Raw genomic sequence first — 14,212 nt, 5'->3', positions numbered from 1 at the left:
GGTGCGGGGATGGGCTTTGATCCGTGGGATGCCGCGTTCGTCGCCGATCCGTACCCGGCGTACCGGGAGTTGCGGGAGCAGGGGCGGGCGATGTGGTGCGAGGCCACCGGACAGTGGCTGGTGCCGCACTACGCCGATGTGAGTGCGCTGCTGCGGGACCGGCGGCTGGGGCGGACCTATCTGCACCGGTTCACGCACGAGGAGTTCGGTCGCGAGGCACCGCCCCCGGAGCACGAGCCCTTCGAGGTGCTCAACGGGAACGGGCTGCTGGACCTGGAGGATCCCGCGCATGCGCGGGTGCGCCGGCTGGTCGCGAAGGCCTTCACCCCGCGGACGGTGGAGCGGCTGGTGCCGGCCGTGCGGCGGCTGGCCGGGGAGCTGGTCGGGCAGTTGCTCGCGGACGGGGGCGGGGATCTGCTCACCGTGGTCGCCGAACCGCTGCCCGTGGCGGTGATCGCGGAGCTGCTGGGCGTGCCGGAGGCGGACCGGGGGATGCTGCGGCCCTGGTCGGCGGACATCTGCGGGATGTATGAGCTCCGGCCGGACGAGGAGACGGCGCGGCGGGCGGTGCGGGCGAGCGTGGAGTTCAGCGCGTACCTGCGCGGGCTGATCGCCGAGCGGCGCGCACGGCCCGGCGAGGACCTGATCTCCGGTCTGATCGCCGCTCACGACGAGGACGGCAGGCTCAGCGAGCAGGAGATGATCTCCACCTGTGTGCTCCTGCTGAACGCCGGGCACGAGGCCACCGTCAACACCACGGTAAACGGCTGGTGGGCGCTGTTCCGCAATCCCGGGCAGCTCGATGCGCTGCGCGCGGATCCGAATCCCGAAAAGTTGTCCACAGCTGTGGATGAACTCATGCGGTACGACACTCCCCTCCAGTTGTTCGAGCGCTGGGTGCTCGACGACATCCGGATCGGGGACACCGAGATCCCCCGCGGGGCCGAGGTCGCGCTGCTCTTCGGGTCCGCGAACCGGGATCCCGCGCGGTTCGCCGATCCCGACACGCTGGACCTCGTACGGGCCGACAACGCGCATGTGTCCTTCGGGGCCGGGATCCACTACTGCCTGGGGGCGCCGCTCGCGCGCCGGGAGCTGGAGGCTTCCTTCGGGGCACTGCTGGCCGACAGCGTCCCGCCACTGCGGCTCGCCGAGGAGCCGCGCTGGCGGGACGGGTACGTCATCCGGGGGCTGGAGCGCCTGCTCGTGACGTTCTAGGCGGAGAGCGCCTGCGACGGGGTCTAGGCCGCCATGTCGCGGCGGCGCAGGGCCGCGAGGCCGGCCGCCGTCAGGGCCGCCGCCAGAGCCGTCAGGACCAGCAGCGGGGTCCAGTTCAGGGCCTCGGCTCCGGGCAGCTTCGGCAGGTGGGCGAAGGGCGAGAGGTCCATGACGGCCTCCGGGAGCCGCAGCGCGGGCCCGACCCAGCCCAGGGCCAGCGCGGCCCCGGCCACCGCCCAGGCGGCCACCGCGTACCTCGGGGCCGCGCCGTACAGCAGGGCGGCGACGGCCCCGATCACCCAGACCGCCGGGAGCTGCGCGAGCGTGGCACCGACGGCCCCGGCGACGTCCTGCCCGTGTCCGATGCCCAGGCCGAGCCCGCCGAGCAGCAGGATCAGCGCCGAGCCCGCGAAGGCCACGGCCAGGTGGCCGCCGGCCCAGCGCAGCCGGCCGACCGCGTTCGCCAGCAGCGGTTCGGCACGCTGCCCCGACTCCTCGCCGCTCAGCCGCAGCACCGCCGAGACGATGTACAGGGCGGCGACCAGGCCGAGCATCCCCGCCATCGTGGCGAGGAACGCGTCGGCGATCCCGCTCTGACCGCCCATCCGCTCGATGATCTCCCGGGTCTTGTCGTTGTCGCCGACCAGCTCCGTGGCCCCCTCCGTCATCCCGCCGAAGACCAGGCCGACGGCCAGGAATCCCAGGCTCCAGCCGGTCAGGCTGCCGCGCTGCAGCCGCCAGGCCAGGGCCCCGGTCGAGCCGAGCCGGCCCCGCGCGGGGCCGGGGCGGGCGGGCAGGAAGCTCATGCCCACGTCGCGCCGCCCGGCCAGCGCGTACGCGGCCGCCACCTGCGCGGTCACGGCCGCGGCGAACAGGGCGAGCACCCACCAGCGTTCGGCGGCGAAGGCCCGTACGTGCTCCAGCCACCCCAGCGGCGAGACCCAGGTCAGTACCGACGAGCCGGTCCGCGAGCCCGCGTCGCCCGCGGCGCGCAGGACGAAGGCGGTGCCGAGCAGCGCCCCGGCGAGCCCCTTCGCGAGCCGTGCGCTCTCCGTGAGCTGGGCCGCGATGCCCGCCAGCCCCGCGAAGACCATCCCGGTGGCGCCGAGGGCGAGCCCCAGGGCCAGCGCACCGCCCGCACCCCGCCCGGCGAGGCCGGCGGTCACGACCAGCGCGACCAGGCCGTTCGCCACGAGGGCGGCCAGCAGTGCGGCCGTCAGCGGGGCCCGGCGGCCCACCATCGCCGCGGAGAGCATCTCCTGACGGCCCGTCTCCTCCTCCTCGCGGGTGTGCCGGACCACGATGACCAGGCTCATCACCCCGGCGAGCAGCCCGGCGAAGACCCCGCTGCGCCAGGCGGTCAGGGCGCCGACCGAGTCGCCGAACAGCGGTCCGTACAGGGCGCGCAGCGAGCCGTTGCCGCCCATCGTGACGACCAGCCGGGCCCGGTCGGCGGGCGTCGCATACACGGATTCGAGGGCGGCGGGCATGCTGAGCACCAGCAGCGACACGACCGCGGTCCAGACCGGCGCCATCACCCGGTCGCGGCGCAGGGCCAGCCGCAACAGGGCGCCCGTACCGGCGAGTTGGTCCCTCATCGCGAGACACCTTCCGCATTCGCATGCCCGTCCGTGTCCGTGTCCGCGTCCGCGCCCGCGCCCCCGTCCGTGTTCTCGTAGTGCCGCAGGAACAGCTCCTCGAGGGTGGGCGGGGTCGAGGTCAGCGACCGCACGCCTGACGCGGTGAGGGCGCGCAGCACGGCGTCCAGCTTGTCGGTGTCGGCCTGGAGGCTGACCCTCAGGCCCTGCACCCGCACGTCGTACACGCCCGGCAGGTGGGCGATGCCGTTGGGCGGCCCGGCCAGTTCGGCGCTGATCGACGTACGGGTGAGGTGGCGGAGGTCGCCGAGCGTGCCCGTCTCGACGGTGCGGCCCTTGCGGATGATGCTCACCCGGTCGCAGAGGGCCTCGACCTCGCCGAGGATGTGCGAGCTCAGCAGGACGGTGCGCCCGGCGGCGCGGGCCTCGGCGACACAGGACCGGAAGACGCCTTCCATCAGCGGGTCGAGGCCGGAGGTGGGCTCGTCGAGGATGAGCAGCTCGGCGTCGGAGGAGAAGGCGGCGACGAGGGCGACCTTCTGCCGGTTGCCCTTCGAGTACGTGCGCCCCTTCTTGGCGGGGTCCAGCTCGAACCGTTCGATCAGCTCCTCGCGGCGGGCCCGGTCCAGGCCTCCGCGCAGCCGCCCGTAGAGGTCGATGACCTCGCCGCCGGAGAGGTTGCGCCACAGGGTGACGTCGCCGGGCACGTAGGCGATGCGGCGGTGCAGGGCCACGGCGTCGGCCCACGGGTCGCCGCCGAGGAGTTCGGCGGTGCCGGAGTCGGCGCGCAGCAGGCCCAGCAGGACCCGGATCGTGGTGGACTTGCCGGCGCCGTTGGGGCCGAGGAAGCCGTGGACCTCGCCGGTGGCGACGGAGAGGTCGAGCCCGTCCAGGGCGTGGGTGCGGCCGAACGCCTTGTGGAGTCCGGCGACGCTGATTGCCTTCGTCATGTTTCCGAACGTACGCTGATTTCACAAATTTGTGAAGTTAAGAAATCGCATAAAGTTGGGAAGGTGGCGGATGAGATGGCAGACGAGATGGACGCGATGGCGGCGGTACGCGACAGGGAAGCGGTCTCCCGCTTCGTGGAGCGGTTCGGTGCGCAGCTGACCGAGGCGGGCATGCCGCGGATGGCCGCGCGGGTCTTCGCGCAGCTACTGGCGAGCGACAGTGCCGCGATGACCTCGGCGGAGCTCGGCGAGGCACTGCGGATCAGCCCGGCGGCGGTGTCCGGGGCCGTGGCCTACCTGGCGCAGGTCAACATGGTCAGCCGCGAGCGCGAACCGGGCTCCCGGCGCGACCTGTACGTCCTGCACAACGAGCTCTGGTACGAGACCTTCACCCGGCGCGACCAGGTGCTGACCCTGTGGGAGAAGACCCTGCGCGAGGGCGCCGCGGGCCTGGGCGCCGACACCCCGGCCGGGGCGCGGGTCGCCGAGACGGCGGCGTTCTTCGAGTTCATGCAGGGCGAGCTGCTCGGCCTGCTGGACCGCTGGCGGGCCTACCGGGAGACCCTGGACCTGGGCTGAGACCGGGCGGTCTCGGCGCGCCGAGACCGGTCAGGCCGGGCCCGCCCCAGCCGACGGGCCGCCGGAACCCACAGGACGCCCCCGACCCCGGGATCCCCGGCCAGCAGCACCCGCACCGAGCCGTCCCCGGGCCCCGGAACCCCCGCGGCCGGGGCCGGGACCGCAGCCGCGGCCGGGACCGCGGCCGGGGCCGGGACCGCGGCCGGGACCGGGGCCGGGACCGGGACCGCGGCCGGGACCGGGACCGGGGCCGGGGCCGGAACCGCGGCCGGGACCGGGGCCCGGGCCGACAGGGCCAGCGGCAGGACCCGTCGGCCCAGCAGCCCCAGGCTCAGCCGACCCCGATGCCCGGGGCCCGCTCCCCCGTGCCCGACGCTCGCCTCCCCCTGCCCGTCCCCGCGCCGCCCCTCGGCCCGCTCCCCCAGCGGCCGCACCAGCACCAGCACCGGCGGCCGCCACCCGCGGCGCACCACCACGGCCTCGTACGAGGTCCAGCGCGCGGCCGGATCCCGCAGGGCCCGGCCCGCCCACCGGGCGGCGAGGAGCTCCCGTACCCCGAGCACCACCGGACTCAGCAGCACCACCAGCGCCACCGGCCGGGTCAGCACCGCCGCGACCACCGCCGGCCAGCAGAACACCGGCAGCAGACACAGCAGCAGCCCGTCCCGCCGCCAGTCGGCGAGCGCCCCGCGCATCGCCTCCGACACCGCCGCCCCCGGCACCACCGCCTCCGACACCGCGGCCTCTCCCCTCCGCCGTCCGCCTCCGACCGAGACCGATGCCCTTACACGTACCTCCACCCCTCAGCGCGGCACGGTGAGCGCCCACGCCGAGGGATGCAGGGTCCACGTGCGCCGCCGTACCGGCCCGGTCATCGCCGCGTCCGCCCGGTAGCGGAAGTCCGTGCCCGACACCGAGAGCGTCTTGGCCCGCGCCGACACCGTCGAACCCGCGCCCCCGCCCCCCGTGCGCACGACGACCTCCGCGAGCCCGCCGTCCTCCCCGGTGGTCACCGAGACGTCTTCCACCGGCCGGTCCACGTCCGCCAGCAGCACCCCGTCCGCCTCCACCCGCAGGCGCATCCGCAGCCGGGCCGCGTCGCCCGCCCCGGCCACCGGCCGGACCAGCGTCCGCACCAGCGAGCGGTAGGCGCTCCACACCGAGGGGCCGGCCGGGGGACCGGATCCCACCGCCGCCCGCAGCGGCGGGATCCGCAGCGTCCGCAGCACCACCCCGTCGCTGTCGTCCACCAGCAGGTCGCACATCCGTACCGCGCCCTCCAGCACAGCCCGCGCCGCCGCGACGGCCGACAGCGGCACGCCCAGCGCCCCGGCCAGTCCCAGCGACCCCGCGGGCCCCACCGGCACCAGCGAGAGGGCCCCCTCCGCCAGCCCCCGCTCCCGGTGCAGCAGCCCCACGGCGCGCACCAGGGCCCGGTCGTCGCCCACGATCACCGGCCGCCGATGACCCCGGCGGGCCAGCGCCCGCGCAAACTCCTCTTGTGAGTCCGGGAGGCAGATTTTCGCCGCCGCGCCCGCTGACAACACATCCTTCGCGATCCGCACGGACTCGCCGTCAAGACGGCGGGCGACCGGGTCGACGAGCACGAGCAGGCCGCCTACCGGCGCGCCCGCGTGGCTCATGGTGGGCTCTGGAGCCGACACCTCGGTCCTTCCTCGGGTAGCATCTTTGTGCAAGAGGCCCTTGCGCTATTGCGCCAGGGCCTTCGTCTATTCCGGGGTACCGGTCCGACGGCTCAGCCTGCGGTGTACATCGTCGTACGCCCCCTGACCTTGGACATGCCCCATCCGGAAGAGGTGTACGCCTGTGCCCGCTCTTGTGCTGCTCGGAGCTCAGTGGGGTGACGAGGGCAAGGGAAAGGCCACCGACCTGCTCGGTGGATCCGTTGACTATGTAGTGCGCTACCAGGGTGGCAACAACGCCGGCCACACGGTCGTCGTAGGCGACCAGAAGTACGCGCTGCACCTTCTCCCTTCCGGCATCCTCTCCCCCGGATGCACCCCGGTCATCGGTAACGGCGTCGTCGTCGACCCGGCCGTCCTGCTCTCCGAGCTGCGCGGCCTGAACGAGCGCGGCATCGACACCTCCAAGCTGCTCATCAGCGGCAACGCGCACCTGATCACGCCGTACAACGTCACCCTCGACAAGGTCGGCGAGCGCTTCCTCGGCAAGCGCAAGATCGGTACGACCGGCCGCGGCATCGGCCCGACGTATGCGGACAAGATCAACCGCATCGGCATCCGCGTCCAGGACCTCTACGACGAGTCGATCCTCACCCAGAAGGTCGAAGCGGCTCTCGAGGGCAAGAACCAGCTCCTCGCGAAGCTCTACAACCGCCGCGCGATCGACGCCGCCGCGATCGTGGAGGAGATGCTCCAGTACGCGGAGCAGATCAAGCCGTACGTCGCCGACACCACCCTGATCCTCAACAACGCGCTGGACGAGGACAAGGTCGTGCTCTTCGAGGGCGGCCAGGGCACCCTGCTCGACGTCGACCACGGCACGTACCCCTTCGTCACCTCCTCGAACCCGACCGCGGGCGGCGCCTGCACCGGTACCGGTGTCGGCCCGACGAAGATCAGCCGCGTCATCGGCATCCTGAAGGCGTACACGACCCGCGTCGGCGCCGGCCCGTTCCCGACCGAGCTGTTCGACCAGGACGGCGAGGACCTGCGCCGCATCGGCGGCGAGCGCGGCGTGACCACCGGCCGCGACCGCCGCTGCGGCTGGTTCGACGCGCCGATCGCGCGCTACGCCACCCGCGTGAACGGTCTGACCGACTTCTTCCTCACCAAGCTGGACGTGCTGACCGGCTGGGAGCAGATCCCGGTGTGCGTCGCGTACGAGATCGACGGCAAGCGCGTCGAGGAGCTCCCGTACTCGCAGACGGACTTCCACCACGCGAAGCCGATCTACGAATACCTCCCCGGCTGGTCCGAGGACATCACGAAGGCGAAGACCTTCGAGGAGCTGCCGGCGAACGCCCGGGCGTACGTGAAGGCCCTCGAGGAGATGTCGGGCGCCCCGATCTCCGCGATCGGCGTCGGCCCCGGCCGCACCGAGACGATCGAGATCAATTCGTTCCTCTAGGCGGTACCCCCGTTGGGGCGGCCGGCGCACCCGCGCCCGCCGCCCCATCGGCGTTCCGGGACCCCGGGCAACCCCGGGACACCCCGGAAAGAAATGTCCCGCTGCCGGTCACATCCGTGCCCGCCCCTCCGTCAGAGCTGCCGCCCCTTCCCCGTGTCAGCCGGCGGGATCAGTTCTTCTCGTAGAAGCCGAACATGTCGACGACGAGGTCGATGTCGTCCCAGCCGTCCCCGCGGGGGTTGGTGACCGTGGCGTTCAGTACGTAGCCCTCGACGCCGGGGTAGCCGGTGAAGATCGGCAGGGGGACGTAGCCGCGGGCCGGCAGCGGGCCGTAGGCCCAGCTGCGGGTGTCGAGGAGGCGGTTCGGGACGAGCGGCATGAAGGCCGCCTTGCTCTCGGGGCTGTAGTAGCCGACGACGTCGACCACCACGTCGGTCGGCGCCCAGCCGCCGTTGCGGATGCTGATCCTGCCGTCGGACCCGATCGGCACGATCACCGAGTTGGCGACCGTCTGACCGGCGCGGTAGTTCACGCTGGACGTCGACGGCGCCGCCTGCCCGCTCGGGAAGGCGGTCAGGTGACCGGCGTCCTTCGGGTTGGTGACGGTCACGTTCAGGGCCACGGCGGTGGCGCCCTTCGGAACGCCCCGGCGGTCGGCGATGTCGAGGCCGAACGTGCCGTAGCCGGGGACCTGGCCCTTGGGCGTGCCGAGGCCCTCACGGGTGTCGGCGAACCGGACCGGAGTCAGCGAGGTGTAGCCGCTGGACTCCGTGTGGCCGAAGTAGCCGGTGACGTCCGCGATCAGGTCGACCGATCCGGCACCGCTGTTGGCCAGGTGCACATAGCCCTCGTGGACCGGCACGATCACCAGGTTCGGGACGGTCTGGCCGCCGACGTAGTTCACGTTCGACGTGGTGGGCTCGACGTACTCCTTGCCGGGCAGCCGGGTGGGGGTGTGGGGCGTGAAGTCGGAGCCCGCCGCGTCGGATCTCGGTCGTGTTCACGGCCGAGACCTTGTTCGTCGCGTCCCACACCGAGACCGTGACGGTGTAGGTGCCGACCTCGGCGTAGCTGTGGCTGTTGTTCAGCACGGTCGAACCCGAGGCCGTGACCCGGTCCGCGGTGCCGTCGCCCCAGGCGATGCTGATGTCGAGCGAGGCGTCCGCGCTCGTGACGGTCGACTCCAGGTCGAGTCCGTGCGCGGTGTGACTCGATCCGGCCAGCGCGACGGCGAGGCCCGGATTCCCTTCGGCGGCCGGGGGCCCTGCCTGGGCCTGGGCCCCTGCCTGGGCCTGGGCCCCTGCCTGGGCCTGAGCCCCTCCCTGGGCCTGAGCCCCTCCCTGGGCCTGGGCCCCCGCGTCCGCCTTGGCCCCGGCGGCCTTGTTCCGGCCGGCCGACGGCGCCGTACGGACCGTACGGTCGGCGGGGCCGGCGAAGGTCAGGGCAGCGGCGGCCCGGGCCTTGTCCAGGTCCACGCCCGGAGCGGCCTTCCCGTGGCCCGCGGAGGCGGGGCCCGCCGGAACGGGACCCGCCGCCTGGGCAGGATGTCGGTGCTACTTGGTGTCGTAGTAGCCGAGGCAGTCGACGATCACGTCGACCGGCTCCCAGCCCTGGTTCCAGAAGTCGATGACGTCGCCCTTGCCCCCGGACGTCTGGACCAGGTTCGGGACGGTCGCACCCGCCGTCCAGTTCAGCGACGAGGAGCCCGGACGCTCCGGCCTGACCTGCTGCCCCTTCTGGTAGTCGGTCCACGTGTTCGGGTCGGGAGCGACCGAAAGGTGGCCCGCACCGCGCGTGTTGGTGACCGTGGCGTTCAGCACCCAGGCCGTGACGGGCTCGGCCGAATCGCCCATGAGCGGCAGCGGGAGGTACTCGCGGGCCGGCACCGGACCGGCAGTGCGGTACCAGGCGTCCTCGCGGGTGTCGATGAACCGGAACGGCTCGTCGGCCGGCCGGAAGGCGGCGTTGCTCTCGGGGCTGTAGTAGCCGACGACGTCGATCACCACGTCGGTGCCCTTCCAGCTGCCGTTGCGGACGCTGATCTTCCCGTCAGCGCCGACCGGCACGATCACCGAGTTCGCGACCGTCTGACCGGCCGAGAAGTTCACGCTGGACGTGGACGGCGCCGCCTGGCCGCTGGGGAACGCGGTCAGGTGACCGGCCTCCCGCGGGTTGGTGGCCGTCAGGTTCAGCGACACGGCGGTGGCGCCCTTCGGGATGCCGTGGCGCCCCGCGACCTCCACGCCGAACGTGCCGTAACCGGCGACCTGGCCCTTGGCTGTGCCCAGGCCCTCCCGGGTGTCGACGGCGCGGACCGGCGTCAGCGGGGCGTAGCCGCTCGCCGCGGAGCGGGTGAAGTAGCCGGTGACGTCGGCGATCAGATCGACCGGGCCCCAGCCGCCGTTGACCAGGTGGACGTAGCCGTCGACGACCGGGACGATCACCAGGTTCGGGACGGTCTGGCCCGCGACGTAGTTGAGGTTCGACGTCTTGGGCGGAAGGAAGTCCTTGCCGGGCTGGACCGCGATGTGGCCCGCGTCCGTGGCGCTGGTCACGGTGACGTTGAGGGCCACGGCGGCGACGTCCGCCGGGATCTTGGCGCTGCCGCCGACCTTCAGGGCCACCGCGCCCTTCGCACCGACCTTGGCCTTCGCCGCGCCGACGCCCTCGCGGGTGTCGAGCAGCCGGGTGGGCGCGTGCGGGGTGAACTCGCTGCCGGCGGTGACGAACTGGACCTCGTTCACGGCCGTGACGTTGTTGGTCGTGTCCTTCACCGTGACCTTGACCTTGTACGTGCCGACCTCGGCGTACATGTGGGTCTGGTACTGCACGTCGGCGCCGGACGCGGCGTACTTGTCCGTGGTGCCGTCGCCCCAGTCGACGGTGATGTCGAGCGCGGCGGCCGCGCTCTTCACGTTGCTGAACAGCAGGATCTCGTGCGCGGAGTTGGCGTAGGCCTCCAGCTCGATGGCGAGGTCCGGGTTGCCCGCCGCGTCCGCCTTCGACGTGACGACCGTACGGTCCGCGCCACTGCGGACGGCCTCCCCCTTGCCCTGTCCCCCGGCCTTCCCCTGAGCCGCCGCGAACGCGGCCGGCCCCTGCCCCGCGGGCGCCACCGGGCCCGTCGCCTGGGCGGTGCCCGGGATCAGACCTATACCTGCCGCGACGAGAGCGGCGGAAACTACGAGTCGGCGATTGCGCACCGGCCCCCCAATTCTCTGTTCTGGAACATACGTACGCATGCACGGGAACAACGCCCCGGGGCCGGCCTGGCTGCCGGCCCCAAGGCGTTGGAAACGCGGATTACTTGGTCTCGTAGGTGCCGAAGTAGTCGACGATCAGGTCGGCATCGGCCCAGCCCTGGTTCCAGTAGTGGACGATGCCGTGCTCGCCGTCGCTCGCCTGCACCAGGTTCGGGACGGTCTTGCCCGCCGTCCAGTTCAGGACGGAGGACGTCGGACGGGGCGGCTGCGGCGCGTCCGGCTGGTCGTTGATCAGCCACGGGAACGGGCTCGGGGCCACGGACATGAACCCGGCCTCCGTCGTGTTGGTGACGGTGACGTTCACGACGTTGGCCTCGACCCCCTCCGGCTCCAGCGTGGCGAACTTGGGGATGTAGCCGCGGGCCGGGAAGCGGCCGCCGGGCCACCATTCCCCGTCCTCACGCGTGTCGAGCGCGCGGAACGGACCGCCCGCCATGAAGGCGGCGCGGCTGTCGGTGCTGTAGTAGCCGACGACGTCGACGATGACATCGGCGCCGGCCCAGGCACCGTTGCGGATGTTGATCTTGCCATCCGCGCCGACCGGCACGATGACGGAGTTGGCGATGGTCTGGCCCGCCGAGAAGTTCACGTTCGACGTGGTCGGCGCCTGCTGGCCGCTCGGGAAGGCGATCAGGTGGCCGGCCTCCCGCGGGTTGGTGACCGTCATGTTCAGCGCCACGGCGGTGACCCCGGCCGGAACGCCGCGCTCTCCGGCGATCTGCACGCCGAACGTCGCCTGCCCCGCGACCTGGCCCTTGGCCGTGCCGAGGCCCTCGCGGGTGTCGACGGCGCGGACCGGGTTCAGCGACTTGTAGCCGCTGGCCGTGGAGCGGGTGAAGTAGCCGGTGACGTCCGCGAGCAGGTCGACCGAGTCCCAGCCGCCGTTGAACAGCTCCACGTAGCCGTCGCTGCCGACCGGCACGATGACCAGGTTCGGGACGCTCTCGCCGGCCTCGTAGTTGACGTTCGACGTGATCGGCCGCTCCGAGCCCTTGCCGGGCCAGACCGTGACGTGCCCGTCGGCGACGGTGTTGGTGGCGGTCACGTTCAGGACGACCGAGGTGACCCCGGCGGGGACCTTCTCGTTCCCGGCGATCTTCACCCGGGCGGTGCCGCGGCCCGCGACCTTGCCCGCCGGCGCGCCCTTGCCGCTACGGGTGTCCAGGAGCCGGGCCGGGGCGTGCGGGGTGAACTCGGCGCCCGGGGTGCGGTACGCGAGCGTGTTGACGGCCTGCACGCCGTTGACGGCGTCGGTCACCGTCACCGTGACCGTGTAGTCGCCGACCCGCTCGTAGGTGTGCTGGTGGTCCAGCTCGGCGGAGCCCTTGGCGGCCGTCTTGTCCACCTTGCCGTCGCCCCAGTCGACGACGACCTCGAGCGCCACGTCCGCGCTCGTGATCGTGGAGTGGATGTCGAGCCCGTGCGCGGTGTAGCTGCTGCCCGAGATGCCCAGCGCGAGGCCCGGGTTCCCCTGCACGGACAGCGCCTGCGCGCCGGCGGCCTGCTGCGCGCCGGTCGGCAGCGCCGTGCGGACCGTACGGTCGGCCGCGCTGTGGAAGGTCTGGACGGCGGCCGCCCGGGCCTTGTCCAGGCCCTGCGCGGCCCCGGCGGCGGGTGCCACCGGCCCGGGCGCGGCCTGGGCGATGCCCGGGATCAGACCTATACCGGCCGCCACGAGGGCAGCGGAAACTACGAGTCGGCGATTGCGCACCGGCCCCCCCATTTTTTGTTCACGTGCGGTGTTGTGTGGTGTGTCGAGGTAGCGAAGCGCCCCGGGTCCGGCCTCGACGGCCGGGCCCGGGGCGGTTGCGCGTGCCGCTACTTGGTGTCGTAGTAGCCGAACATGTCGACGATCAGGTCCGTGGGCTCCCAGCCCTGGTTCCAGAAGTCGATGATGCCGTTGTTCCCCGTGCTCGCCTGGACCAGGTTCGGGACGGTCTTGCCCTTCGTCCAGTTCAGGTTGGAGGAGTTGGGCGGGGTCGGCCAGACCGCCGTCTCGTTCTCGTACTGCTCCAGCGTGTTCGGGTCCGGGGAGACCACGAGGAACCCGTCGCCGTGCGTGTTGGTGACCGTGGCGTTCAGCACGAAGGCCGAGATGTTGGGCTCGTTGACGGCCAGGTCGGCGTAGAGGTAGTCGCGGCCTGCCAGCTGCTCCCCTTCCCGCGTGTCGCCGAGTCGGAACGGCTCGACCGGGAGGTACGCGCCGTTGCTCGCCTGGCTGTAGTGGCCGACCACGTCGACGATGACGTCGGCGCCGGCCCAGGCGCCGTTGCGGACGCTGATCTTCCCGTCAGCGCCGACCGGCACGATCACCGAGTTGGCGACGGTCTGACCGGCGGTGAAGTTCACGCTGGACGTGGACGGCGCCGACTGGCCGCTCGGGAAGACCGTCAGGTGACCGGTCTCCTTCGGGTTGGTGACGGTCACGTTCAGGGCCACCGCCGTGATGCCCTGGGGCACCCCGCGCAGGCCGCTGATCTGCGTGCTGAAGACCGCCTGGCCCGCGACCTGGCCCTTGGTGGTGCCGAGGCCCTCGCGGGAGTCGACGAAGCGGGACGGGGTCATCGAGGTGTAGCCGCTGGCCGCGGACCGGGTGAAGTAGCCCGTGACGTCCGCGAGGAGGTCGATGGACTCCCAGCCGCCGTTGAACAGCTCGACGTAGCCGTCCTTGCCGACCGGCACGATGACCAGGTTCGGCACGGTCTGACCGGCCTCGAAGTTGACGTTCGAGGTGATCGGCTGCTCGTGGCCCGAGCCGAAGACGGTGACGTGACCGGCCTGGGTGGTGTTGGTGGCGGTGACGTTCAGGGCGACCGCCGTGACGCCGTTCGGGATGCCGCCGTTGCCGCCGACCTTCAGGTGGGCCGTGCCGCGCGCCGGGACCTTGCCCTTGGTGGCGCCGATGCCGCTGCGGGTGTCCAGCAGACGGGTCGGGCCGTACGGGGTGAAGTCCGAGCCCGCGGTCTGGATCGGCAGCGTGTTGACGACCTCGGTCTGGTTCGCGGCGTCCGTCACGGTGACCTTGACGGTGTACTCGCCGAGCTCCGCGTACGTGTGGGTGTGGTTCAGGTAGGTGGAGCCACCGGCCGTGGTGGTGTCCTTCTTGCCGTCGCCCCACTCGATGGTGATGCTGAGCGAGGCGGGCGCGCTGATGATCTCGGTGTCCAGCGTGAGGCCGTGCGCGGTCTCACCACTGGCGTTCAGGATCATCGCCAGGTCGGGGTTGCCCACGGCGGCCCCCTGCGCCTGGGCGGTGGCGGCCTTGCCCTGGGCCGCCGGCAGGCTCTTGCGGACCGACTTGTCGGCCGGGCTGGTGAACTTCTTGAAGCTCGACGCCGCGGCCTTGTCCAGGTCCACGGCGGAGGCGGCCACACGGTTGGCGGCCGGCTTGCCCGGGTCGGCCGCGTGGGCCATTCCGGGTATGAGACCCGCACCGGCTGCGATGAGTGCGGCGGATACTACGAGACGGCGACTGCGCACCGATCCCCCCATT

At 72.4% G+C, this 14,212-nt stretch carries 11 protein-coding genes and 1 pseudogene; 3 read left to right on the top strand and 9 right to left on the bottom strand.

Annotation, left to right across the window (positions count from 1 at the left end; all coding sequences use genetic code 11):
* Positions 1 to 9 precede the first annotated feature (9 nt).
* On the top strand, positions 10 to 1,218 hold the full coding sequence (locus ACFWP3_RS01130; protein ID WP_384215304.1) for a cytochrome P450: 1,209 nt from the start codon (positions 10 to 12) through the stop codon (positions 1,216 to 1,218).
* A gap of 23 nt (positions 1,219 to 1,241) precedes the next feature.
* On the opposite strand, the gene ACFWP3_RS01125 is transcribed toward ACFWP3_RS01130, so the two are convergent.
* Both ACFWP3_RS01125 and ACFWP3_RS01120 read right to left on the bottom strand, forming a co-directional pair.
* On the bottom strand, positions 1,242 to 2,816 hold the full coding sequence (locus ACFWP3_RS01125; RefSeq protein ID WP_384215303.1) for an ABC transporter permease: 1,575 nt from the start codon (positions 2,814 to 2,816) through the stop codon (positions 1,242 to 1,244).
* A complete protein-coding gene (locus ACFWP3_RS01120; protein ID WP_384215302.1) occupies positions 2,813 to 3,766 on the bottom strand; it encodes an ATP-binding cassette domain-containing protein in 954 nt (317 codons plus the stop codon). The genes ACFWP3_RS01125 and ACFWP3_RS01120 overlap by 4 nt, the downstream gene beginning before the upstream one ends.
* A gap of 75 nt (positions 3,767 to 3,841) precedes the next feature.
* Between ACFWP3_RS01120 and ACFWP3_RS01115 the strand changes: the two genes are divergently transcribed.
* Positions 3,842 to 4,345 carry a GbsR/MarR family transcriptional regulator gene (locus ACFWP3_RS01115; RefSeq protein WP_384215301.1) on the top strand — a complete coding sequence of 168 codons (504 nt, stop codon included), beginning with the start codon at positions 3,842 to 3,844 and terminating at the stop codon, positions 4,343 to 4,345.
* Here ACFWP3_RS01115 and ACFWP3_RS01110 read toward each other — a convergent pair.
* Complete coding sequence (locus ACFWP3_RS01110; RefSeq protein ID WP_384215300.1) at positions 4,318 to 5,082, bottom strand: hypothetical protein; 765 nt, start codon at positions 5,080 to 5,082, stop codon at positions 4,318 to 4,320. The genes ACFWP3_RS01115 and ACFWP3_RS01110 overlap by 28 nt on opposite strands.
* Positions 5,083 to 5,148: 66 nt before the next feature.
* Entirely contained in the window at positions 5,149 to 5,988 is an 840-nt protein-coding gene (locus ACFWP3_RS01105) for a diacylglycerol kinase (protein ID WP_384215337.1), read from the bottom strand.
* Positions 5,989 to 6,172: 184 nt separating this feature from the next.
* Here ACFWP3_RS01105 and ACFWP3_RS01100 point away from each other — a divergent pair, with 184 nt between their 5' ends.
* The gene (locus ACFWP3_RS01100) at positions 6,173 to 7,456 is read left to right on the top strand and encodes an adenylosuccinate synthase (protein ID WP_384215299.1); all 1,284 of its coding nucleotides are present in this window, start codon (positions 6,173 to 6,175) and stop codon (positions 7,454 to 7,456) included.
* A gap of 169 nt (positions 7,457 to 7,625) precedes the next feature.
* Here the strand turns inward: ACFWP3_RS01100 and ACFWP3_RS01095 are convergent, their stop codons facing one another.
* The 5 genes and pseudogenes from ACFWP3_RS01095 to ACFWP3_RS01075 all read right to left on the bottom strand — a co-directional run bounded on the left by ACFWP3_RS01095 (position 7,626) and on the right by ACFWP3_RS01075 (position 14,133).
* Complete coding sequence (locus ACFWP3_RS01095) at positions 7,626 to 8,360, bottom strand: hypothetical protein (protein ID WP_384215342.1); 735 nt, start codon at positions 8,358 to 8,360, stop codon at positions 7,626 to 7,628.
* A 109-nt stretch (positions 8,361 to 8,469) separates the two neighbouring features.
* A pseudogene (locus ACFWP3_RS01090) lies at positions 8,470 to 8,931 on the bottom strand (PKD domain-containing protein); the annotation flags it as partial.
* A 78-nt stretch (positions 8,932 to 9,009) separates the two neighbouring features.
* A complete protein-coding gene (locus ACFWP3_RS01085; RefSeq protein WP_384215298.1) occupies positions 9,010 to 10,659 on the bottom strand; it encodes a PKD domain-containing protein in 1,650 nt (549 codons plus the stop codon).
* A gap of 100 nt (positions 10,660 to 10,759) precedes the next feature.
* Entirely contained in the window at positions 10,760 to 12,430 is a 1,671-nt protein-coding gene (locus ACFWP3_RS01080) for a PKD domain-containing protein (RefSeq protein ID WP_384215297.1), read from the bottom strand.
* A gap of 107 nt (positions 12,431 to 12,537) precedes the next feature.
* Entirely contained in the window at positions 12,538 to 14,133 is a 1,596-nt protein-coding gene (locus tag ACFWP3_RS01075; RefSeq protein WP_384215296.1) for a PKD domain-containing protein, read from the bottom strand.
* Positions 14,134 to 14,212: the final 79 nt, after the last annotated feature.

Source organism: Streptomyces sp. NPDC058525 (assembly GCF_042719495.1).
Lineage (GTDB): Bacteria > Actinomycetota > Actinomycetes > Streptomycetales > Streptomycetaceae > Streptomyces.
Note: the sequence above shows the minus strand (reverse complement) of the source record. Positions and strands in the feature narration are given on the sequence as shown.

Bases quoted from the DNA above. Each gene is read 5' to 3' on its own strand.
- ACFWP3_RS01120 (WP_384215302.1), bottom strand. From the start codon at position 3,766: ATGACGAAGGCAATCAGCGTCGCCGGACTCCACAAGGCGTTCGGCCGC.
- ACFWP3_RS01105 (WP_384215337.1), bottom strand. From the start codon at position 5,988: ATGAGCCACGCGGGCGCGCCGGTAGGCGGCCTGCTCGTGCTCGTCGAC.
- ACFWP3_RS01130 (WP_384215304.1), top strand. From the start codon at position 10: ATGGGCTTTGATCCGTGGGATGCCGCGTTCGTCGCCGATCCGTACCCG.
- ACFWP3_RS01115 (WP_384215301.1), top strand. From the start codon at position 3,842: ATGGCAGACGAGATGGACGCGATGGCGGCGGTACGCGACAGGGAAGCG.
- ACFWP3_RS01125 (WP_384215303.1), bottom strand. From the start codon at position 2,816: ATGAGGGACCAACTCGCCGGTACGGGCGCCCTGTTGCGGCTGGCCCTG.
- ACFWP3_RS01075 (WP_384215296.1), bottom strand. From the start codon at position 14,133: ATGGCCCACGCGGCCGACCCGGGCAAGCCGGCCGCCAACCGTGTGGCC.